The organism is Geodermatophilus maliterrae (genome assembly GCF_041018925.1).
Taxonomy (GTDB): Bacteria; Actinomycetota; Actinomycetes; order Mycobacteriales; family Geodermatophilaceae; genus Geodermatophilus; species Geodermatophilus maliterrae.
Genome location: NZ_JBFNXQ010000034.1, coordinates 1 through 21,087 on the forward strand (window position 1 = coordinate 1; position 21,087 = coordinate 21,087).

Annotated in this window: 12 protein-coding genes; 2 read left to right on the forward strand and 10 right to left on the reverse strand. The window is 72.0% G+C overall.

Features of this window, described 5'->3' with window-relative positions; genetic code table 11:
* Positions 1 to 562 precede the first annotated feature (562 nt).
* From ABQ292_RS12295 to ABQ292_RS12310, 4 genes are all read right to left on the reverse strand, one after another.
* Positions 563 to 3,274 carry an ATP-binding protein gene (locus ABQ292_RS12295; protein WP_369206677.1) on the reverse strand — a complete coding sequence of 904 codons (2,712 nt, stop codon included), beginning with the start codon at positions 3,272 to 3,274 and terminating at the stop codon, positions 563 to 565.
* A 30-nt stretch (positions 3,275 to 3,304) separates the two neighbouring features.
* Entirely contained in the window at positions 3,305 to 3,547 is a 243-nt protein-coding gene (locus ABQ292_RS12300) for a hypothetical protein (protein ID WP_369206679.1), read from the reverse strand.
* Between the two features lie 69 nt (positions 3,548 to 3,616).
* Complete coding sequence (locus ABQ292_RS12305) at positions 3,617 to 5,548, reverse strand: peroxidase family protein (protein WP_369206681.1); 1,932 nt, start codon at positions 5,546 to 5,548, stop codon at positions 3,617 to 3,619.
* A 443-nt stretch (positions 5,549 to 5,991) separates the two neighbouring features.
* Positions 5,992 to 7,491, reverse strand: a complete 1,500-nt coding sequence (locus tag ABQ292_RS12310; protein WP_369206683.1) for a lipoxygenase family protein — start codon at positions 7,489 to 7,491, stop codon at positions 5,992 to 5,994.
* A 636-nt stretch (positions 7,492 to 8,127) separates the two neighbouring features.
* On the opposite strand from ABQ292_RS12310, the gene ABQ292_RS12315 reads away from it, so the two are divergent.
* Positions 8,128 to 12,309 carry an nSTAND1 domain-containing NTPase gene (locus ABQ292_RS12315; RefSeq protein ID WP_369206685.1) on the forward strand — a complete coding sequence of 1,394 codons (4,182 nt, stop codon included), beginning with the start codon at positions 8,128 to 8,130 and terminating at the stop codon, positions 12,307 to 12,309.
* A gap of 371 nt (positions 12,310 to 12,680) precedes the next feature.
* On the opposite strand, the gene ABQ292_RS12320 is transcribed toward ABQ292_RS12315, so the two are convergent.
* Together ABQ292_RS12320 and ABQ292_RS12325 are read right to left on the reverse strand one after the other, a co-directional pair.
* The gene (locus tag ABQ292_RS12320; RefSeq protein ID WP_369206687.1) at positions 12,681 to 12,890 is read right to left on the reverse strand and encodes a hypothetical protein; all 210 of its coding nucleotides are present in this window, start codon (positions 12,888 to 12,890) and stop codon (positions 12,681 to 12,683) included.
* Complete coding sequence (locus ABQ292_RS12325) at positions 12,887 to 13,072, reverse strand: nuclear transport factor 2 family protein (RefSeq protein WP_369206689.1); 186 nt, start codon at positions 13,070 to 13,072, stop codon at positions 12,887 to 12,889. The genes ABQ292_RS12320 and ABQ292_RS12325 overlap by 4 nt, the downstream gene beginning before the upstream one ends.
* A gap of 252 nt (positions 13,073 to 13,324) precedes the next feature.
* On the opposite strand from ABQ292_RS12325, the gene ABQ292_RS12330 reads away from it, so the two are divergent.
* Positions 13,325 to 13,606, forward strand: coding sequence for a hypothetical protein (locus ABQ292_RS12330; RefSeq protein ID WP_369206691.1), 282 nt, complete (start codon positions 13,325 to 13,327; stop codon positions 13,604 to 13,606).
* Between the two features lie 13 nt (positions 13,607 to 13,619).
* On the opposite strand, the gene ABQ292_RS12335 is transcribed toward ABQ292_RS12330, so the two are convergent.
* The 4 genes from ABQ292_RS12335 to ABQ292_RS12350 are packed head-to-tail and all read right to left on the reverse strand — an operon-like array spanning position 13,620 to position 20,975.
* Positions 13,620 to 15,068 carry a sensor histidine kinase gene (locus ABQ292_RS12335; protein ID WP_369206693.1) on the reverse strand — a complete coding sequence of 483 codons (1,449 nt, stop codon included), beginning with the start codon at positions 15,066 to 15,068 and terminating at the stop codon, positions 13,620 to 13,622.
* On the reverse strand, positions 15,065 to 16,759 hold the full coding sequence (locus ABQ292_RS12340; protein ID WP_369206695.1) for an NAD(P)/FAD-dependent oxidoreductase: 1,695 nt from the start codon (positions 16,757 to 16,759) through the stop codon (positions 15,065 to 15,067). The genes ABQ292_RS12335 and ABQ292_RS12340 overlap by 4 nt, the downstream gene beginning before the upstream one ends.
* Positions 16,756 to 19,473, reverse strand: a complete 2,718-nt coding sequence (nhaA, locus tag ABQ292_RS12345; protein WP_369206697.1) for a Na+/H+ antiporter NhaA — start codon at positions 19,471 to 19,473, stop codon at positions 16,756 to 16,758. The genes ABQ292_RS12340 and nhaA overlap by 4 nt, the downstream gene beginning before the upstream one ends.
* Positions 19,470 to 20,975 (reverse strand): MFS transporter, encoded by a 1,506-nt coding sequence (locus tag ABQ292_RS12350; protein ID WP_369206699.1) that lies wholly within the window; start codon positions 20,973 to 20,975, stop codon positions 19,470 to 19,472. Before ABQ292_RS12350 ends, nhaA begins: the two co-directional genes overlap by 4 nt.
* Between the last annotated feature and the right edge of the window lie 112 nt (positions 20,976 to 21,087).

The window sequence follows — 21,087 nt, forward strand, 5'->3', positions numbered from 1 at the left end:
TAGCCTCGTTCCACCGGCCGAGCACGAGGACGTCTTCTACCGGCACAACACCGCGGCGGCTACCGTCGCCGCGTCAGTTCCGAGCCTCCACTGAACCCGGGGCGGGACACGGGACCAGGCTGCTGACACGTGGACGTACAACCCGATGCCCGCCAAGCTGCTCTGCTATGGGAGGGAACGGCAGGTGAATCAATTCGCTCAAGGCACGCAAGAGGCCACCGTACTTCAGATCGTGGGGGATCTAGTAACTCAGGCTCCCCCTGACGAGAACGGCCTGCTTAAGCCGATCAACGAGGCAGAAATGGGCGAGAGGCTCGCGAAGCAGTGGCCACCCGGTCAAGGTGCTACGGGCTTCTTCCTCTTCAACAAGGCTGTAGGTATTGCGACGCCCATAGCCGCTCGCTTCAACCGGCACGTCGCCGATCATTCGCAGATCGCTGCTGTGGCTCACCTACCATTCGTCCCCTCTCTGCGGACACGCGCCAAGCTTGCCGCTAAGCGGATAGGAATCGCCCGAGGTCTCAACACCCTGAGTCTTCGGACTCGCCAGGGCGGTTCAGGCTCATCCTGGCCGCTGGCTGCCCGTTTGGGTGTCATCAGTGGCCGGCTCGTCGGGATGGTGGTCAGTAACGGGAAGCTCCTCCAATGCGCGGTCCAATGCCTGCCGAAGGCCCAGATGTCTGCCCTCGGCACAGGCCGCCTCATAGGACTGGGCATCAAGCTGCTCCCTGACCCTAGCGGCCAGATCGTCCACCAGCGGTCGCAAAGCGGGGGTGGACGGCATAGCGACGTCGCGGCGGGCGGCGGCCGCTGCCGCCAGGGCTCGGGCTGCCTCGACCGGACGGCCGTCGGCTAGGGCCACCCCTGCCAGCCCCTCAAGACAGTTCGCCATGGTCCACGGGGTACCGCCACTGCGATTAGCCGCCGCAGCGTCGGTGATCGACCGCCGCCCGCCGACAACGTCACCGCGGGCCAGCTGAACCAACCCCCGTAGGCCGAGGACCAGGCCGATGAGGGTCTCGTCGCCCAGACGGCCGGCCAGCTCTACGGCAGCCCGGTAGTGCGGTTCCGCCCCCTCGAGGTCGCCGCGAAGCAGCGCAAGAGTCGCTCGGAACAGTGCCATGAACACCAACGCGATCGCGGCGTGCGCCGGCAACTCCTGTCCGAGGGCGGTGCCGTGAGCGGCCGCCTCCTCGATGCGGCGGGAGGCTTCGTCCACCGAGCCGTCTGCCAGGGCGGCATACAGGCCGGCCCAGGCCACACCAAGTCGGTCGTAGGCGTCCTCGTGGTCCTTGGGAAGGAGCCTGCAGCTCTCCTCCATGAGCGGGCGAACGGCGGCGACGTCGCCGAAACTACCCGCGACGATCGCCCGCAGGACAAGCAGTCGTGCACGCCCTGCCGCCGAGGCTTCCGTCGCCCGGGGCAAGACCTGGTCCAGCCATACCAGGGCCTCCTGCACGCCATCGCGGAGAACCAAGTACGGAAAGGCGTTTCGGATCAGTAGTGCGACCGTCTCGACGTCCGCAGCATCGATGGCTCGGTGCACAGCCGCACGAATGTTGGCCCGGTCCCGGTCCAGCCGTTCGAGCGCCTCTCGGAACCCGCGGGTGCCAGCGGTCATCCCCGAGGACGTCATCGCCAGCACCCACTCAGTGTGGCGCCGCTCGGTTTCTGCTCGGTCGGCAGAGGCGGTCAGCCTCTCCACCGCGAAAGCGCGCACCGTCTCGAGCATGTGCAGCCGTGGCTCCCCGGAGGTTTCATCGGAGTCCACCAACAGGCTCGCGTCGAGCAAAGCGGAGAGGGCGTCGAGGACGGCGGGCTCGCCCGACCTGCCACAGACGGTCTCCGCCGCGGCCAACGTGCACCCACCGGAGAACACGGCGAGCCGGGTGAAGACAGCCTCTTGATGCGGTGAGAGCAGATGAAGGCTCCAGTCCATAGTGGCCCGCAGCGTGCGCTGACGCGCCGGTAGGTCGACGGGGCCGCCGCTGATCACGTCTAACCGCTCGCACAACCGGGCGAGCAGCGTGGCTGGCGGCAGCAGTCGGATTCGAGCCGCGGCCAGCTCTATGCCCAGCGGTAGGCCGTCGAGGCGCCGGCAGATCTGCGCCACCGTGGCCGCATTGCCGGCGTCGAGCGTGAAGCCGGGACGAACCGTAGCGGCGCGCTCGGCGAACAGGGCCATCGCGGGCATCTCTGCCAAGGGGGCCACAGAGTAGTGCCGTTCCGAGCGCAGACGGAGGACCTGGCGACTGGTCACCAGCGCGACGACGGCCGGAACAGCCTCCAGGAGCGCCGCCAGTTCGCCGCCGGCTTCGACGACCTGTTCGGCGTTGTCCAACACCACGAGCGTCCGGTCGTCACTCAGGGCTACCCGCACCGCATCGGAGATCTCAATGCCCCGCTCCCGTCGGGCGCCGAGGGCATCGGCAAGCGTGGGCAACACGAGCCGGTGGTCAGTGACGGCGCTCAGCGGGACAAACACGGCTCCACCGGGGAAGTCCGCGGTGACGGCCTGCGCCGCCTCCAGAGCAAGCCTCGTCTTGCCGACCCCACCCGGGCCGGTCACGGTGATCAGCCGCACCTCCGGCGCGGTCAGCAGAGAAGCTAGGGCAGAGAGGTCGCGGTCGCGACCCAGCAGCGTGCCGGTCGGGACGGGCACCCGACTGCGGGGGGCAGCCGTGCGTAGCGGCGGGAACCGCGTGGGTAACCCGACCACGTCTAGCTGGTACAGCGCGGCCGGACGCGGAAAGTCCTTGAGGCGGTGCTCCCCGAGGTTGCGTAGGGAAGTGCCGCCCGGTAGCTGCTCGCCGACGAGGGCTGCGGTCACCTCCGACAGCACGACCTGACCGCCGGAAGCCGTTGCAGCGATCCGGGCCGCCCGGTGCACAGCCAAGCCGACGTAGCTCTCCCCAGCAACGGTGGCCTCTCCGGAATGCAGACCCATCCGCACCCGCACGCACACCCCAGCAGGCCACCGGTGAGCCGCCAGGGACTGCTGCGCCTGAGCCACGGCCGCCACCGCCTGCCCGGCAGAGGGAAAGGCCACGAAGAACGCGTCGCCCTGGGTATCGACCTCCCGGCCACCGTGGGCGGAGAAGGCGCCCCGCAACAGACGATGGTGGTCCGCAAGAGCGTCCGCGTAGTTGCGCCCGGCCTTCCGCAGTATCCGCGTCGAACCGGCGATGTCGGTGAACACGAACGTGACCGTGCCGGTAGGGAGCCCGACATCCTCCAGCCGGGAAGGCTGCACCAAGGTGAGCTCGTCGGCCACTTCCCCCGGCCTCCTGCTGATCAACGCCTCTCAGGTCAGCTCGTCCACAAGAGGATAGACAAACTGACTCCCCGAGCAGGGCAGTGCTGTCGCTGGCGCGGAGTGGTGCGCCGACTGATCGCCGAGGTGGTATCGGCAACGCTCCATGCTCTCGCCGGTGCGCATGGCCAAGGTCAGGTCGGCGTACTCGACATCGGGCACGGTGACGCGATCCGCGACCCCGCCGACCGGCCCCGCGGCGACGATCCGGCCCAGGCGGCCGGACAGCGCCACACCGGATCACGAGGCGCCAGACGATGCCAGCGGAGCTGCTGCCTCCACGGCGCCTCGGAGCCAGGGGGGTCAGGCGCTGGTTCGCGTCCAAGGAGCGAAGGCGTTGTCGACGCCGCGGAGAGCCGGCCGCAGCTGGGGCAGGTGCCGCAGCAGGACGGTGCGCATGTCGTTGTCCCGCACCCACGCCAGTCCGGCAGGCGAGTAGATCTCCGGACGGAAGTCGCGGGTGAAGAACCGGTCGCTGTTGAGTCGCCGCGACGCCATCAGGATGAAGATGCGGAACGCCGTGTCGCTGAAGGCGAACCCGGCCGGCCGTCTCTCGGCGAACAGGCCCACCATCAGGTCGACCCGTTCGACGTCGCCGTACAGGTCCTCCAGGTCGGCGGCGAGCCCGGCGTCGTCGGTGAGCTCGGCGAAGCTGCGGGGCGCCGCGAGGTGCATCAGCCGTCGGAACTGGCAGTAGCGAGGCACGCCCAGTTCTCGGATGCGCAGGATGTCGGTCGCGGCCAGGTCGATGACCTTGCCGTCGGGCCGCTCGAACGACTGCAGCGAGCGCGGGAAGTTCCGCAGCACGATCGCACCCGGGTGCGTGGTCCCGAACGAGTAGAACAGGTCCCCCAGGGCGAACCTGTCCGTGATCTCGCGGGAGTGGGGGCCGGCGAGCGCGGGAAAGGCCAGCAGGGCCAGTGGGCGGTCACCGTCGGCCGTCCGGATGTCGAAGTCGTCGGGCAGCAGCGGGTGCATGCGGTAGACGCTGGCGAACTCCTCGGTGAGCGAGAACGGCACGCCGTAGTGCGCGGTCCCTGCCCCGGGGATCCCGCTGACGACCTCACTGCCACTCAGCCGCCCGAACGTCCGGGCGATCCGCTCCCCCGCGATGCCGAACCAGTTGATCCGCAGGGCGGAGACCGCGGTGGGGTGGCTGGTGATGGCCGGCGTCCACTCGACCGTGTGGATCTTCGCGAGCAGCGCCGAGACCACCAACCGGGCCCGCTGGAACAGCTCCTCGTCGTCCCAGTCCGGGTACTCGGCCCTCAACCGGTCGCAGACGGCGTTGTGCTCTCGCACGAACAGCGTGGCGAACATGCCCAGACCGGTCCACCAACCCGGAACGCGGGTCGGGTCGATCGCCGGGTCCTCGGGCAGCGGGATCGTCCCGTCCTCGGTCAGGTGGAGCTTGCCGTCGCTGCCTGTCCGCACGCGCTGCTGCTCTTCCGGAGTCGTGCCGTACAGCGAGGAGCCGTCCCACCAGTGGCTCACCTCGTTGATCGAGGTCACCGGGCCGTCAGCATCGGCCGGCCTGGTGGGGTCGGTGTGGATCCGCGGGATCCGCATCGGGTCCTCCCACCAGGTGTCACCGGGCTCGAGCGGGATCTCCACCAGCCTCGACGTGTCCCCCTGCCCGTGGCTGAACCAGTCACGGATCATGAACTGCAACCAGGCGGCAGCCAGGGTGTTGACCGTCTCGGCCGGCTGGAAGGTCGTCCGGGTGAGCAGTCGGCGGCTGACCTCACGCGGGCTGGGCCGGAGCAGCTCGTCGTCGGTCACCGGGAGCACGTTGTCGAGGGGGATGTTGCGACCGAAACGGGCACCGGCCATGCCCATGTCCGGGTGGTCGAGGTCGTTGTACGAGCCGTCGACGCTTCGGGCCACCAGGTGCTGCGGGGTGCGCGGTGGTACAGGAGAGGCGTCGACGACCGGTACCCGGGACGAGGGGTCGGACAGGTTTTCCCGTCGCAGGATGTTGCGGAGCCCGCCCAGGACGGCCAGGCCCAGGCTGCGCGGCAGCCGGTCCCAGCCCACCCGGTGGTCGACCAGCTGGGCCACCCCGTCGTAGACCCGCCACAACAGCGTCCGCCGGTAGTCGGACCCGGGGACCGGCCGCGGTCCCGCCGAAGCGGGCACAGCCGGCGGTCCGCCGGTGGGGGCGGCCCGGGGCCGCGGAACGGCGGGGGCGCCTGCGGTGCGGGTGCCGGCCGGACCTGAGGTGTCGGTGCTCATCGGATCTCCTGGGTGACGTGCGGCCGGTGGGACGTCGGCGGACGGTGCCGAAAGCGCGGTCACGACCGGCCCGGGGGAGGCGGTCGAGGCCAGGACCGGATCGAGGCCGGATCAGCGCGAGCGGCCGCGCCACGGCCGGAGCCAGCTGCCGTCGCCGCCACAGCGAGAGGACGGTGGCTGTGTCGCTGGCGTGGATGACAACCGCCGAGCGCAGCGGCCGGTCCAGGTCCGCACCCTGCAGGAGGAACAGGTCGGCACTGATCGGCCTCGGAGCGAATCCGGCCTCCAGCAGGACCCGGTGGCCGGCCTCGGCCAGATCGGCCGCCACAGGACCGCCTCCGGCGCCCGAGCCAACGACGACGTGGTCGAAGTCGCTCTGCTCGGGCCGTGCTGACGTCCGGAAACGACGCGAGGGCTGCCGCCCCGAGGCCGGTTCCATCGCGTCAGGCATTGATGTTGGCTTCCAGTTTCCTGGGATACACCTTCCAGTGGGTGAAGGGCTCCGCCTCGAGCCGGTTCTGCAGGGCCTCCAGGTCCTTCTTGAAGGTGCGGAAGGCGTCCGCCCCTCGTGCGTCCAAGGCCAGGTAACTGAAGTCCTGGAGGAGCGGGGCACGCCTCACGTTCAGGTTGAAGTTGGCGTTGACCAGGCGCTGGTAGACGTCGACCGGTTCGCGTTCCATGTCCTCGTAGACCCTGACCGGCTGCACGTGGGTCCACATCTGGTAGTTCCAGAGGCCGGTGCCGAGGACCTCGTGCTGGACCGTGGCGAGGTAGAGCAGGGCCGCGATCATCCGGGCCGTGCCACCGATCGTGACGACCGGGCCGCTGAGTCCGCGGATCCCGTTGGGCACCAGCCGATCCAGGGAAGCCATCCAGTCGACCGCCGCCGCGTCGGCCCGCAGGTCGTCGTCGGAGGAGTAGTACGAGGCCATGTAGCGCGAGGTGTGCGCGTGCATGACGTCGAAGAGCGCCTCCTGGTTGAGGAGGGCGGGTGTGTCGAACCCGGCATTCCGGATCCCCCGGCGTTCGGCGTCCCGAGCCGGGTCCAGGACGACGATGTCGTACTCGCTGTAACTGTCCTCGTACAGCTTGCACATGCCGGCGTGGGTGAAGCTGAAAATCGTCTCGAAATCGCCACCCCGGGCCATCTGGCCCTTGGTGGCGATCTGGTTGCTGTATTGCGTGCCGAACATGTGAGGCCACAACAACCGGCGCAGCGGATGGTCGGCTCCCAGGCAGTTGCGGGTGGCGATGGCGAAGGGTCCACCGGCTGCGAGATGGACCCAGTTGAAGTGGCGGACGAGGGACACGTGGTTCGTGACCGCGCAGAGCGCGATCTTCTTCGCGAGCCCCCAGTCAGGGTCGCCCGGTCTGCACTGCCCGAGTTCACAGTCGATCTCGACCGCTCGCAGCCCCGATACCTGCTCATCCGGCCGGAACAGGACGCGCACGCCCAGCGAGCGCAGTCCGCGGTGGTGCTCGTAGCGCGCCAGGTGCCGGAGATCCCAGTGGTACCCCCCTTCGGGGGCTCGCTCGAGGTAGCCCGCATACGGTCCCGCCACTGCCAGATGGCCGAGATCGACCTCGCCCTCGTACTCCTCCGGCAGCTGCGGAGCCGGGAAGAGGCGTCGATGCAGGCGCGTGTAGGCCGCGAGCACGGCCTTGCGCGGGTCCTCGTCGATGCTGGGCAGATCGGGGTGCATCGGCGAGAACAGGCGGTACATGGCCACCTGGAACTCGTAGAAGTAGTACTTGAGTCGGGATGCCTCGTCGGCCGGGACCCGGTCTGCCACCCGGATGTTGTGGATCGGGATTCCAGGGAACTGGCTCGCGAAGCTGACGTCACCGATCCGCTGTCCCTCGTCAACGGGGACCGGGATCGTCGCCGGCCGGTTGGTGCGGTACTTGAGGATCGCCAGCAGGTTCCAGAAGTCTCTGCGCACGCGCCACGGCATCATCGCGAACTCCGGGTTTGCATCGTGGGTCCGTGGCCGTGCACCGTAGGAGCAGCGGCGTCACCGCTCCGTCACCGTCCCGCCATCCATCCGGCAGCCCCACCGGCCGGTGCTGCATCGATGCAGGTGAGCACAGCGCACAGCGCACGGGCACTCATAGTCCCTGGGTCGTGAGTTCGAGCCCCACCCGCCCCACCGGTATCCACCCAGTTCGAGCTCGTGTATCGATCGTCGATCTTGACGATGGGGCCCGTGCCTACACGGTGCATCCTCACTACGCACCGTGATGATTGGTGACAAGGGCCTCGTGGGCGGCATTCACGCGTTCGCCGAAGGAGACGTTGAGGGTCATCGCTGCGGAGGCGTGACCAAGCATCCGCTGGACCGCTTCGTCGTGGAGGAGCCAGGCTTCAGTGCCGGGGCGGCCAGCCGGCCGGGCTGCGGCCGGCGCTTGGGGATCGGCGTAGATCGCGAGGGATGGGCCAGCTGACCGGGAGGGTCGCGAGATCCGCAACTGCGGGTCTTGCTGGCTGTCCGCCGTGTGAGTTAGCTGGCTGACCATCCAGGTCGCCTGGCCAAGCGACGTCGAGGTGACCGTGACGACGCGCCGGTGAAGGGCGGGTCATGGCCTCGGTGTTCATCAGTCACAGCAGCGGGGACCAAGCCGTCACCGCGCGGGTGGTCGAGCGGCTACAGGCCGCTGGCTTCGCCGCAATGTTCGTCGACTTCAACCCCGAGCAGGGCGTTGTTGCGGGGCGAAACTGGGAGCGGGAGCTGTACGCAGCGTTGCGCCGCACCGACGCGGTCGTGTTCTTGGCCAACGAGGCATCGGTCGCTTCACGGTGGTGTTTTGCCGAGTTGAGCCTGGCTCGGTCGCTGGCGCATCCAGTGTTCCCGGTGCGGTTGCGGGCCGGGGTGGACTTGCCGCTGCTGGCCGACGTGCAGTGGACCGACCTGACCGACCTGACCGACCCCGAGCCAGGGCTGATCCGGCTGCTGGCCGGACTGCGGTCGGCCGGGTTGGATCCGGCTGACTCCTTCGCCTTGGAGCCGGGCCGGTCGCCGTATCCGGGCCTGGTCCCCTTTGCCCAAGAGGATGCCGCGGTGTTCTTCGGCCGCCAGACCGAGACCCACCGGTTGATGGAGCTGCTCACCCCGACCCTGCAGCGCGGCCCGGGCCGGTTCGTGGCCGTGGTCGGCCCGTCGGGCAGCGGTAAGTCGTCGCTGCTGCACGCCGGGCTACTGCCCCGGCTGACCCGGATGCCGGAGCGCTGGCTGGTGGTGCCGCCGCTGCGGCCCGGCCGGCATCCCACCACCGCCCTGGCCGGATGCCTCTCGCGAGCCTTCGCCGCGCGCGGCCGACCGCGCCCGACCGAGGAAGTGGTCGCCACGCTGCACCGAGGCTCGGCGGGGCTGGTGCAGCTGACCGGCCAACTGGCCGACCTCGGCGTCAATGGCGGCGGGCGACCGAGTGTCCTGCTGGTCATCGACCAGGCCGAGGAGCTGCTGACCCGCACCGGGACCCGCGAGCAGCAGGCCTTTCTGCAGCTGCTGGGCGGCGCGCTGCACGAGGACAGCCCGGTGTGGGCGGTGGCCACGGTCCGCTCGGAGTTCCTCAGCACCGCTCCTGAGCGGGCCGGGTTGGCCGAGACAGTGGACGACCCGCTGATCATCGAGCCGTTGAGCCGGGGCCGGCTGGCCGAGGTGATCGCCCGCCCGGCTCGAGGAGCCGGCCTGGAGTTCGCCCCTGGCCTGGTCGAGCGGATGGTGGAGGACACTGCTGGCGGGGACGCGCTGCCACTGCTGGGCTACACCCTGAACCAGCTCTACCAGCGGGCCGGGCCTGAGGCGACCGTCACCGCGGCAGACTACGAGGCCATCGGCGGGGTGGTCGGCGCCCTGCGCTCCCACGCCGACCGACTCACCGAGGAGCTGGACCGTCGAGGCCTGGGCCACCTGGTGCTGCCCACGCTGATGCGACTGGCCTCGGTGACCGACGACGACCCGCCCACCCGCCGACGGGTGCGGCGCACGGCGTTCAGCGGCGATGAACAGCTAGTCGTCGACGCCTTCGTCGACGCGCGGCTGCTGGTCAGCAGCCAGGACCCCGCCGATCCGGCTGGAGAGGCGGTGGTGGAGGTCGCGCATGAGGCGCTGCTGCGGCAGTGGCCACGGCTGCGCGAGGCCATCGATGCCGACCGGAGCCAGCTGCGGCTGCGTTCGGAACTGGAGCGGCTGGCCGCCGACTGGCAGCACGGTGGGCGCGAGGAGTCCTATCTGCTGCGCGGCGGGCGGCTGGCCACGATCGACCACTGGGCCAACGAGCATCCCGGAGAGCTCGGCCCGCTGGAACGACAGTTCCTCGTGGCGAGCCGAGGACTGGCCAGCCATGAGCTGGAGGCCACCCGCCGGTCCGTCCGACGGCTCCGTGCGCTGGCCATGAGCCTCGCGCTCTTACTGGTCGCCGCGCTGGTCGCCGGCGGGCTCGCCGTCAACGCGAGCCAGACCGCCCAGGAGCAGACCCAGACAGCCCAAGCACAGACCCGCCTGGCGCTGTCCCGGCAGCTGGCCGGTGAAGCGGAGGAACTGGCCGACACCCGGCCGGACACCGCAATCCTGGCCGGCCTGCAGAGCTTGAGCCTGGCCCGCGACCACTCTCCGGAGCCCTCGGCCGGGCTCATCACCGGACTGGGCCGGGTGAACCACACATCACGGCAGCTCACCGGTCACACCGACGCGGTCTTCGAGGTGGTCTTCAGCCCGGACGGCCGGCTGCTGGCCTCGCTCAGTGATGATCAGACGGTGCGCCTGTGGGACGCCGCCACCGGCCACCCCCACGGCGGCCCCCTCACCGGCCACACCGACTGGGTGAACTGGATGGCGTTCAGCCCGGACGGCAGCCTGCTGGCCACCACCAGCGAGGATGGCACGGTGCGGCTGTGGGACGTGGCCACCGGCCGGCCGCACGGTGAGCCGCTCACCGGCCACACCGACTGGGTGGACTGGGTGGCGTTCAGTCCGGACGGGCGGCTGCTGGCCGCCGCCGGCGGGGGCGAGGAAGACTCGGTGCGGCTGTGGGACGTGGCCACCGGCCACCCCCACGGCACCCCCCTCACCGGCCACACCGACTGGGTCAACCGGGCGGCGTTCAGCCCAGACGGCAGCCTGCTGGCCACCACCAGCGAGGATGGCACGGTGCGGCTGTGGGACGTGGCCACCGGCCACCCCCACGGCACCCCCCTCACCGGCCACACCGACTGGGTCGGGGACGTGGCGTTCAGCCCGGATGGCAGCCTGCTGGCCACCGCCGACGCAGATCAAACGGTGCGGTTGTGGGACGTGGCCACTGGCGAACCCCAAGGGCAGCCGCTGACCGGCCACACCGACAAGGTCAACTGCTTGGCGTTCAGCCCGGACGGCAGCCAGCTGGCCAGCGGTAGCCAGGATGGCACGGCGCGGCTGTGGGACGTAGCCACCGGCCACCCCCACGGGCAGCCGCTCACCGGGCGACCCGGCTTCGTGAGCTGTGTGACGTTCAGCCCCGACGGACAACTTCTGGCCACCGCCCACGGAGGCCAGGAGAACTCGGTGCGGCTGTGGGACGTGGCCACCGGCCGGCCGCACGGTGAGCCGCTTCCCGGCCACACGAACGCTGTGGTGGGAGTGGCGTTCAGCCCGGACGGGCAGCTGCTAGCCAGCGCGAGCAACGATGGCACAGCGCGGTTGTGGCAGGTCGCCGAGACGTTCTCCATCAGCCGGCCGCTGACCGGCCACACCGACGAGACCTTCGGCGTGGCATTCAGCCCGGACGGCAGGCTGCTGGCCACCACCAGCGGGGATGGCACATCGCGGTTGTGGGACGTGAGTACCGGCCGGCCGCACAGCGCCCCGCTCACCGGCCACACCGACGGGGTGAACGGGGTGGCGTTCACCCCGGACGGGCAGCTGCTGGCCACCATCGGCGCGGATGCCACATTGCGGTTCTGGAACGTTGCCACCGGGCAACCGCACGGCCCGCCGCTGACCGGGCCGACCGCCGACGCGGATGACGAGGTGGCGTTCAGCCCGGACGGACGGCTGCTGGCCACGGTCACCGCGGAGACCACGGTCCAGCTGTGGGACGTGGTCACCGGCCAACCGCTTGGACAGCCGCTGACCGGTCACGACGACGCGGTGTCCGGAGTGGCGTTCAGCCCGGACGGACAACTGCTGGCCACCGCCGGCCAGGATGGCACGGCGCGGATGTGGGACGTAGCCACCGGCCAGCTGCACGGGCAGCCGCTGCCCGCACCAAGCGACAACGCGGTGAACGGGGTGACGTTCAGCCCGGACGGGCAGCTGCTGGCCACCGCCAACGGGGATTACACAGTGCAGTTGTGGAACGTGGCGACCGGCCAGCCGCACGGCGAGCCGCTGATCGGGCACACCGACTGGGTGGAGGGCGTGGCGTTCAGCCCAGACGGACGGCTGCTGGCCACCACGAGCCCAGACCAGACGGTGCGACTGTGGGACGTGGCCACGGGCCGACCACACGGTCCGCCGCTGACCGGCCACACCGACAGAGTCTATTCAGTGGCGTTCAGCCCGGACGGGCAGCTGCTGGCCACCACCAGCGCAGATGGGACCGCGCGGCTGTGGAACCCGTTCTTCGAGTCCTGGCTCTCGGCCGGTTGTGGACTGGTCAACCGCAACCTGTCCATGACCGAATGGGAGCAGCTACTGCCAGGGATCGCATACGAGCGCACCTGCCCCGACCTTCCTCCCGGCCAAGACGCGCCACCCGATGCTCCGGCGGCTCAATACTGAACCGGTCAGCCGAGACGCCATCCATTCGAGAGGAGCAGGTCTCGTCAGGAGTCGGACGAGACAGCTGCACCCTCTGTTGACATCTGTCCGTGGGACGAGGGCCGCAGACAGGATGTCGCTGTGCTGAGGAAGTTGCCGCCGGAGTTCCGGCGTAAAGCCTTCCGGGTGGCCCGCCGAGGAGACCTGAATCCGGGCCGAACTCCCTGCTGCCATTCTGTTGGCGACAGGCCGCATCGACGACCGGCATCAGCGACGACCGAACCAGCAGCAGCGAGCAGAACGAGCTGGTGCAGCTGCACCGCAGAGCTGCGGACAGAGCCCGAAGACCTGCTCATGCAACATCTCCGTGGACGCCGATGCAAATGCCCGGTTCAGGCTGACCAGAAGACGTCGTAGCTCGCGGCGTCCGTGTGGCCCTCCCGGACCTCGACCAACCGTCCCTCGCGCACGTGCCCGATCAGAGCCAGACGAGCACTCAATGAGCGCCCGGCTCGCTCCTCCCGCTCGGTGTGGAGTCCGACCACGTGCTCGTCGCTGGCCACGACGTCGTGCAACTCCGAACGGAACGTGCCATCGGTCACGACGCCAGCCGGCCGAACAGACCCAGGACCTCGTCGATGCCCTTGTACTCCCCCGCCAGGATGTTGTGCCCGGGCACGTGCCAGACGATGTCCGGGTGCATGAGTTGCCGGATCCGCTGCACGTCACCTCCGGCCGAAGCCGCATAGAGATCACGCAGCATGGTCTCGTTCCGGTGCGGCATGGCGCCCTCCTACCGGCTGCCCGCCCCCGCTCAACGCTGCGAGGCTTCTCTTCCGCGGGTGGTGGAGCAAGCGTGATCCTTCGACTGACCGACATCAGGGACACACGAACGGGTCCCCGCCCCGACGGAGTTGGCTGCGACGGCGGCATCTGTCATGCGCCTCGTCCGTCGCGATGGCCCCCGCCATGGGCAGACCGTGGACACAGCCCAGCCGCGTGCATCCGGAACGCCGCCTCCGCACGAAGGCGTTCCGTGAGCGAGCTGTCGACGCAGCAACGATGGATCCTGCAGCCTCTGACCGACGTGGGACTGGCGCACGACCAGGTCCACAGCCTCGTGCTCCGCCTCGCCTTCGACTCGGTCGTCCACGGCGGGTGCCTGCACCCCTCCCACCTGAGCTCCCTGGTCGAGGACCAGCCCGTCGGCGTCCGGCGGGCGTGGATCGAGGTCCTCGACCGGCTGACCAGCGCCCCCGAGGGCCGGTCGAGGACTTCCGAGCTGCTCCACGCGGAGGAACCTCCGCGAGTCACGTGACCGGCGTCGGGCATCAGGCGGGCGGCGCGACCTCCGTGAGCGGCAGCCGCACGACGAACCGGGTGTCGCCCGGGACGGAGCGGACCTCGAGCGCCCCGCCGTGCCGGCCGGTGACGATCCGCCAGGCGACGTCGAGCCCGAGTCCGGTTCCCTGGCCCACCGCTTTGGTGGTGAAGAACGGCTCGAACACCCGCCGGCGCACCTCCTCGGGGATGCCCGGGCCGGTGTCGGCCACCTCGACGACGGCGGACTCGCCAGCTCTCGCGGTGCGCAGGGTGAGCGTGCCGGAGCCGTCCATGGCGTCGAGGGCGTTGTCGATCAGGTTGGTCCACACCTGGTTGAGCTCTGCGGCGTACGCCGGCACCAGCGGCAGGCCGCGGTCGTACTCCTTGACCACCCGGATCCCCGGGCCGGTCTTGGCGCTCAGCATCACCAGCGTGGCATCCAGGCCGGCGTGCAGGTCGGTCGGCTGGTGCGGTGCGCGGTCCAGCTGCGAGTACTGCTTGGCCGCACCAACCAGGTGCGAGATCCGGGCGGTGCTCTCGACGATCTCGCCGAGCAGCAGCTCGGTCTCCACCGTGTAGGCCAGCCAGCGCAGCGCCGGCTCGAGGAAGTCCTCGCCGACGGCGTCGGCGACCTGCTGCAGGCACTCGACGTCCAGGCCGGCCGGGACGAACACCGCCGCGAGCTCCCACGGCCGGTCGACGTCGTGGTCCTCGAGCCAGTCCCCGAGCTCGTCCTCCCGGTCCGACCGCTCCAGCGCGGTCAGCTCGGCGGCGGTGCCGATGCGGGCGACGAAGCGCTCCTGCAGCTCGGTCAGCTCGCGCAGCCGCGCGCCGTCGACCCGGCCTTCCGCCAGCAGTGCCAGCTTGTGCCGCATCCCGGCCACCCGCTCACGCAGCGCCGACGTCGCCCGCGAGGCCGCGGCGGCCGGGTTGTTCAGCTCGTGGGTCAGCCCGGCCGTCAGCTTCCCCAGGGCCAGCAACCGCTCCCGCTGGCCGACCAGCTCCTGGGAGTTCCGGGCGCCCACGAACAACCCCTGGAGCAGGTGGACGGCCATGGGGTACCAGCGGCGGAACACCGCGGCGAACTCCTCTGCGGGCAGCGCGAGGAAGGTGCAGTCGGTGACCGCCCGCACCGTGGCCGGGTAGACTTGGTCGATCTGGTCGCCCAGGTAGAACTGGACGGCGCCGCTGTAGACGCCCGGGCTGTCGGTCCGCACCGTCTCGACCTCGTCGCGGCCGACGCGGCGGACCATGCTCAGCGTCCCGGACAGCAGCACGTGGAAGCACCGGGCCGGCTCCCCCTCGACGGAGACCTCGCTGCCGGCGGGGTGGGCGACCACGTCGCCGGCCCCCGCCACCCAGGCCAGCTGGGCGTCGTCGAGGTCGGCGAACAGGAACAGCTCGCGCAGCCGGTCCGGGGACAGCCGGGCGGGCGCGTCCGCGCCGGTCGCCGTCACCGCTCCCCCAGGTACCGGTGCACCAGCGTGACCGCCATCGCGCCCTCGCCGACGGCGGAGGCCACCCGCTTCACCGACTGCGCGCGGACGTCGCCGGCCACGAACACCCCGGGGACGCTGGACTCCAGGAGGTAGGGGTCCCGCTCCAGCCGCCACCCCGGCGGGCGGGCGCCGTCGACGAGCAGGTCCGGCCCGGTCGGCAGGAAGCCGAGGCCGTCGCGGGCCACGACGCCGTCGAGCCACTCCGTCCGCGGCGCCGCGCCGATGAAGACGAACAGGTGTGACGACGGCACCGTCTCCACCGCGCCGGTGGCGTCGCGCAGGTCGAGCTCCTCCAGGTGGTCGCCACCCCGCGCCGCCACCACGGTGGTGCCGGTGCGGACGGCGACGTTCGGGATCGCGGCGAGCTGCTGCACGAGGTAGTGCGACATCGACGCCTCCAGCGACGGGCCGCGCACCAGCAGGGTGACCGACCGGGCGTGCCGGGCGAAGAACACCGCCGACTGCCCCGCGGAGTTGGCGCCGCCCACGACGTAGACGTCCTCGCCGGCGCAGGACGCCGCCTCGGTGATCGCCGACCCGTAGTAGACCCCGCGGCCGGTGAACCCGTCGGCGCCCTCGGCCTCCAGCTTCCGGTAGGACACCCCGGTGGCGAGGACGACCGCGTGCGCGGCGATGCAGCCGCCGTCGGCGAAGCGCACCACCCGCGCCGGACCCTGCGTGTCGAGCGCGGCCACCTTGCGGGCGGTGAGCACCTCGGCACCGAACTTGGCGGCCTGGCGCCGGGCCCGGTCGGCCAGCTGCCCCCCGGACACCCCGTCGGGGAAGCCCAGGTAGTTCTCGATCCGGCTGCTCTGCCCGGCCTGCCCGCCGGTGGCCTGCCGCTCGACCAGCACGGTCCGCAGCCCCTCCGACGCCCCGTAGACCGCCGCGCCCAGGCCGGCCGGGCCCCCGCCGACCACGACCAGGTCGTAGAACTCGGCGCTGGGCTCGACGGTGAGCCCGACCGCGGCCGCCAGTTCCGCCTCGGTGGGCGCGACCAGCGGCCGCCCGCCCGGCGGCACCACGACCGGGACGTCGTCCGGCCCGGCGCCGGCCGCGTCGAGCAGCCGGCGGCCCTCGGGTTCCTCCGCGCTGTACCAGCGGTAGGGGACGGCGTTGCGGGCGAGGAAGTCGCGGACGGCGAACGACGGCGCCGACCAGTGGTGCCCGACGATCCGGACGTCCTGCACGGCGGCCTCCGGGCTGGCCAGCCACATCTCCACCATGGCGTCCACGACCGGGTAGAGCTTCTCCTCCGGCGGCTCCCACGGCTTGAGCAGGTAGTGGTCGACGTCGACGAGGTTGATCGCCTGGATCGCCGCGTCGGTGTCGGCGTAGGCGGTGAGCAGCGCCCGCCGGGCCCGCGGGAACAGGTCCATCGCCTGCTCGAGGAACTCGATGCCGTTCATCTGCGGCATCCGGTAGTCGGCCAGCACCGCCACGACGGCGTCCCCGCGCAGCTTGAGCTCGCGCAGCGCGGCGAGCGCCTCCTCGCCGGAGGACGCGCGCACCACGCGGTAGCGCTCGCCGTAGCGCCGGCGCAGGTCGCGGGCCACCGCCCGGGAGACCCCGGGGTCGTCGTCGACGGTCAGCAGCACGGGTCGGGCCCGCCCGCCGGTCCCGGCCGTGTTCTCGGCGGTCGTGGTCACGTGTCCTCCTGGAGCTCTGGGAGCCGCGGCGCCGGCCGCTCGCCTGTCCCGGAGGACGGCGGCACCGCGTCGAGCGCGGACAGCTCGGCGTCGGTGGGGTTGCGCAGCACGCGCTCGGAGCGCCACACCACCACCGGCAGGTCCTCCTCGGCGACGCCGAGCTCGGCCAGGAGGGCGGGGGCGTCGTCGTCGCCGTCGACGTCCACGACGGCGGCGACCAGCCCCCGGTCGAGGGCGAAGCGGCGCAGCCGATCGGTGTCGGGCGAGCCCGCCCGGCCGACCACCCGCAGGTCCGCGGCCATCTCCAGCAGCATCGAGCGGCGGACGAGGAACGCGCGCAGGACGACGTCGGCGAGGTCACGGTCGGCGGCGAAGGCCGCCTTCACGCGGCCGCGCGGGACGGTGAGCACCTCGGCCGGCCGCAGGACGACGGCGGTCAGGAACGCCGGGCGGTCGCTGAACAGGTCGAGCTCCCCGAGGAAGCGGCGCTCCCCGTGGACGGAGACCACCCGCTGCCCGGGGCGGCCGAGGGCCTCGACCACGGCCACCGCGCCCGACAGGACGACCGGGAGGTCGTAGCCCGGGTCGCCCTCGCGGAACAGCGTCTCGCCGGGCTGCCGCCGGCTGCGCGACCCGTACCCGTCGAGCAGGCGCACCTGCGCCTCGGTCAGGCGCGGGAAGGCGCCGAGCCGGTCGGGGGTCTCCGGCAGGTCCGGCGGCAGGGGCTCCGGGGCGGCTGCCGGGTCGGTCCCGGGGGCCCGGCCGTCCACGCCGCGGCGCGGGCCGAGCGCCGGCAGCACCCGCGGGTCGACCGGCCGGTGCGCCGGTGCCGCCGTCGCACCGGAGGCCCCCTCGCCCGCGAGCAGCGCGGCGGCGAGGGTGTCGGCGTCGTAGGGGCCGCGGTGCCGGCGGCCGCCGACGAAGAACGTCGGGGTGCCCGTGACGCCGCTGGCCTCGGCGGACTCGACGTCCTCCTCCACGCGCCGGGCGAAGCGGCTCGCCCCCAGGTCGCGGGCGAAGCGCGGCACGTCGAGGCCGACGGCGGCGGCGTGCTCCAGCAGCGCGACCGGGGTCAGCCCGTCCTGGTGGGCGAACAGCCGGTCGTGCATCTCCCAGAAGCGGCCCTGCGCCGCGGCTGCCTCCGACGCCTCGGCGGCCAGCCGGGCGTGCGGGTGCACGTCGACCAGCGGCACGTGCCGGAAGACGTAGCGCAGCCGGTCCCCGAACCGCTCGCGCAGCTCGTCGACCACGCCCGTCGCCCGGCCGCAGAACGGGCACTCGAAGTCGCTGTACTCGACGAGGGTGAGCGGCGCGTCGACCCGTCCGCGGACGTGGTCGCGGGCCGGGTCGACCGGCGGGTCCAGCCACACCGGCCCGCCGGCGGCGTCGGGCGGACGGCGCCGGTCGGCCAGCCGGAACAGGCCCCACCCCAGCAGCCCTGCCAGCAGCGACGCGACGAGGACGCCGACCCGCGCCTGGTCGGCCGCGACCGGGTCCCCGTCGAGGGCGAGGTCGACGATGAACAGCGAGATGGTGAAGCCGATGCCCGACAGGGCGGCACCGCCGGCCAGCTGCGAGCCGGTCAGCCCCGGCGCGAGGGAGCCCAGTCGCAGCCGCACCGCCAGCGACGTGCCCAGCAGGATGCCGGCCACCTTGCCGAGGACCAGACCCGCGACCACGCCGAGCGTCACCGGTGAGGTCGCCGCGGCCCGCAGCGTCTCGGCGGTGAGCGCGACGCCGGCGTTGGCCAGGGCGAACACGGGGACGATGACGAAGGACGTCCACGGCTGCCACAGCTGCTGCAGGCGCTCGCTCGCCGACACCGACCGGTCGATCGACAGCCGGGCGGCGCGGGCGAACTCGGGGTTGGGTGACTGCTGGTAGGACCGCGCCCGCCGGGCGGCGTCGGCGACCTCCTCCCGCCGGGCCGGGTAGGCCGGGGTGACCAGGGCGATGACCACACCGGCGAGGGTCGGGTGGACGCCGGAGAGGTAGGTGGCGACCCACACGCCGGTGCCGAGCACCAGGTAGGCGGGGCCGCGCCACACGTCGAGCCGGCGCAGCCCGACCATCAGCGCCAGCCCCAGGACGGCCAGGCCGAGCGGGACCAGCCGCAGGTCGTCGGTGTAGAAGACGGCGATCACCCCGAGCGCCCCGACGTCGTCGGCGATGGCCAGGGTGAGCAGGAACAGCCGCAGCTGCACCGGGCACGCGGGACCGACCAGCGCGAGGATCCCGAGGAGGAACGCGGTGTCGGTGGAGATGACCACGCCCCAGGCGCCGACGGCGTCGCTGCCCAGGTTGAACGCGACGTAGACCAGGGCGGGCACGACCAGGCCGGTCAGGGCGGCCAGCGCGGGGACCGCGGCGCGGTGCCGGTCGGTGAGCTCCCCCATGACCAGCTCGCGCTTGATCTCCAGGCCGACGACGAAGAAGAAGAACGCCATCAGCCCGTCGTTGACCCAGTGCTGCAGGTCCAGCGACAGCTCCGCGCCGCCCACCCGCACGGCGAGCTCGGTGTGCCAGAAGGCCGTGTAGCTGTCGCCGAGCGGGGAGTTCGCCCAGACCAGCGCGACGACCGTGGCCAGCAGCAGCAGGCCCGCGCTCCCGGCCTCGGTGCGCAGCCGGCGGCGCAGGGGCGCGACGCGGGCCAGCAGGCTGCCGCCGCCCGCGGTCGACCGCCCGAGGACGTCGGGTGCGCCACCCGCGGTCACCGGGTCCTGCCGATCGAGTCCCCGGTGGCGCCGGCGGGCGGGCGCGGGTGCAGCGGCGGCGCGCTGACCCCGCAGTGCAGGCACTGCTCGACGTCCAGCCGCACGCCCTCCGGCGACGGCCCGGCGCCCTCCCCGCCGAGCGGGCGCCGCACGGACACGGCGGCGACCAGCGCGCCGGTCACCAGCAGCCCGGCGCAGATCAGCAGGGCCGTGCGGAAACCGGCGCCGAAGGCGTCGGGGTCGGTGTAGTCGTCCCCGCCGATCCCGGCCGCGACGGGGATCACGGCCACGGCGAGCAGGCCGGCGGCGCGGGCGACGGCGTTGTTGACCCCCGAGGCCACCCCGGCGAACCGGTCGTCGGCCGAGTCCAGCACCGTCGCGGTCAGCGGGGCGACCAGCAGGGTCAGCCCCGCGCCGAAGACGACGGCGCCGGGCAGGACGTCGAGCGGGTAGGACGCCTCCGGCCCGATCCGCAGCATGAGCAGCAGGCCGGCCGCGGCCAGCAGCGGACCGCCGGTCATGAGCGGGCGCGGGCCGATCCGCTGGGCGAGCGCCCCGACGCGGGCGGAGAACAGCAGCATGAGCACCGTGACCGGCAGCAGGGCGGTCCCGGCGGCCAGCGGCGAGTAGTCGGCGACCACCTGCAGCTGCAGGGTCAGCAGCACGAACACCACGCCGAGGGCCGCGTACACCAGGAACGTCACCACGTTGGTGGCGGTGAACTGCGCGTTGCGGAACAGCGCCGGCGGCACCAAGGGGTGCGGGGAGCGCAGCTGCACGGCGGCGAGGGCCACCAGCGCGACCACGCCGGCGCAGACCCACAGCACGACCTCCGTGCCCCGGCCGGGCTCGCCGGCCGCGGTCAGCCCGTAGGTCAGGCACCCGAGACCCAGGACGACCAGCGCCGTCCCCGTCCAGTCCAGGCCCGGCGCGGCCCCCGGGTCGCGCGTCTCGGGCACGTGCCGGACCACCACGGCCACGATGACGGCGGCCAGCGGCAGGTTCACCAGGAACACCACCCGCCAGCTCCACTCGACCAGCCACCCGCCGACGAAGGGACCGATCGCGCCGGCCACCCCGCCGAGCCCCGACCAGGCGCCCACCGCCGCGGCACGGTCGGTGCCGGAGAAGGACGCGGAGATGATCGCCAGGCTCCCCGGGGTGAGCAGCGCTCCCCCGACCCCCTGCAGCGCCCGGGCCGCGACCAGCGTCCCGGTGTCGGGCGCGAGCCCGCACAGCAAGGACGCCAGAGCGAACCAGACCACCCCGACGAGGAAGACACGCCGGCGGCCCAGCCGGTCGCTCAGCGAACCGCCGAGCAGGATCAGCGAGGCCAGGGTGAGCGTGTAGGCGTTGACCGTCCACTGCAGCCCGCTGAACCCGGCACCCAGATCGGCCCCGATGCGCTCCAGGGCGACGGTGACGACCGTGGCGTCCAGCATCGCCAGGCTCGAGCCCAGCACGGTGGCGAGCAGCACCCAGCGCCCCTGCGGCGTCCCCATGCGCAGCGCACCGGCCGGGCCCGGCTCGCCGCCTCTGCCAGCCTTCCGGGGCCGCCGCGGCTCAGCCGCCATCGTCCGGTGGTCCGACGGCGTCCCGGGCACGCGCGCGCCC

Coding starts and splice junctions, on each gene's coding strand:
- ABQ292_RS12305 (WP_369206681.1), bottom strand. CDS start 5,548: ATGAGCACCGACACCTCAGGTCCGGCCGGCACCCGCACCGCAGGCGCC.
- ABQ292_RS12315 (WP_369206685.1), top strand. CDS start 8,128: ATGGCCTCGGTGTTCATCAGTCACAGCAGCGGGGACCAAGCCGTCACC.
- ABQ292_RS12325 (WP_369206689.1), bottom strand. CDS start 13,072: ATGCCGCACCGGAACGAGACCATGCTGCGTGATCTCTATGCGGCTTCG.
- ABQ292_RS12350 (WP_369206699.1), bottom strand. CDS start 20,975: ATGGGGACGCCGCAGGGGCGCTGGGTGCTGCTCGCCACCGTGCTGGGC.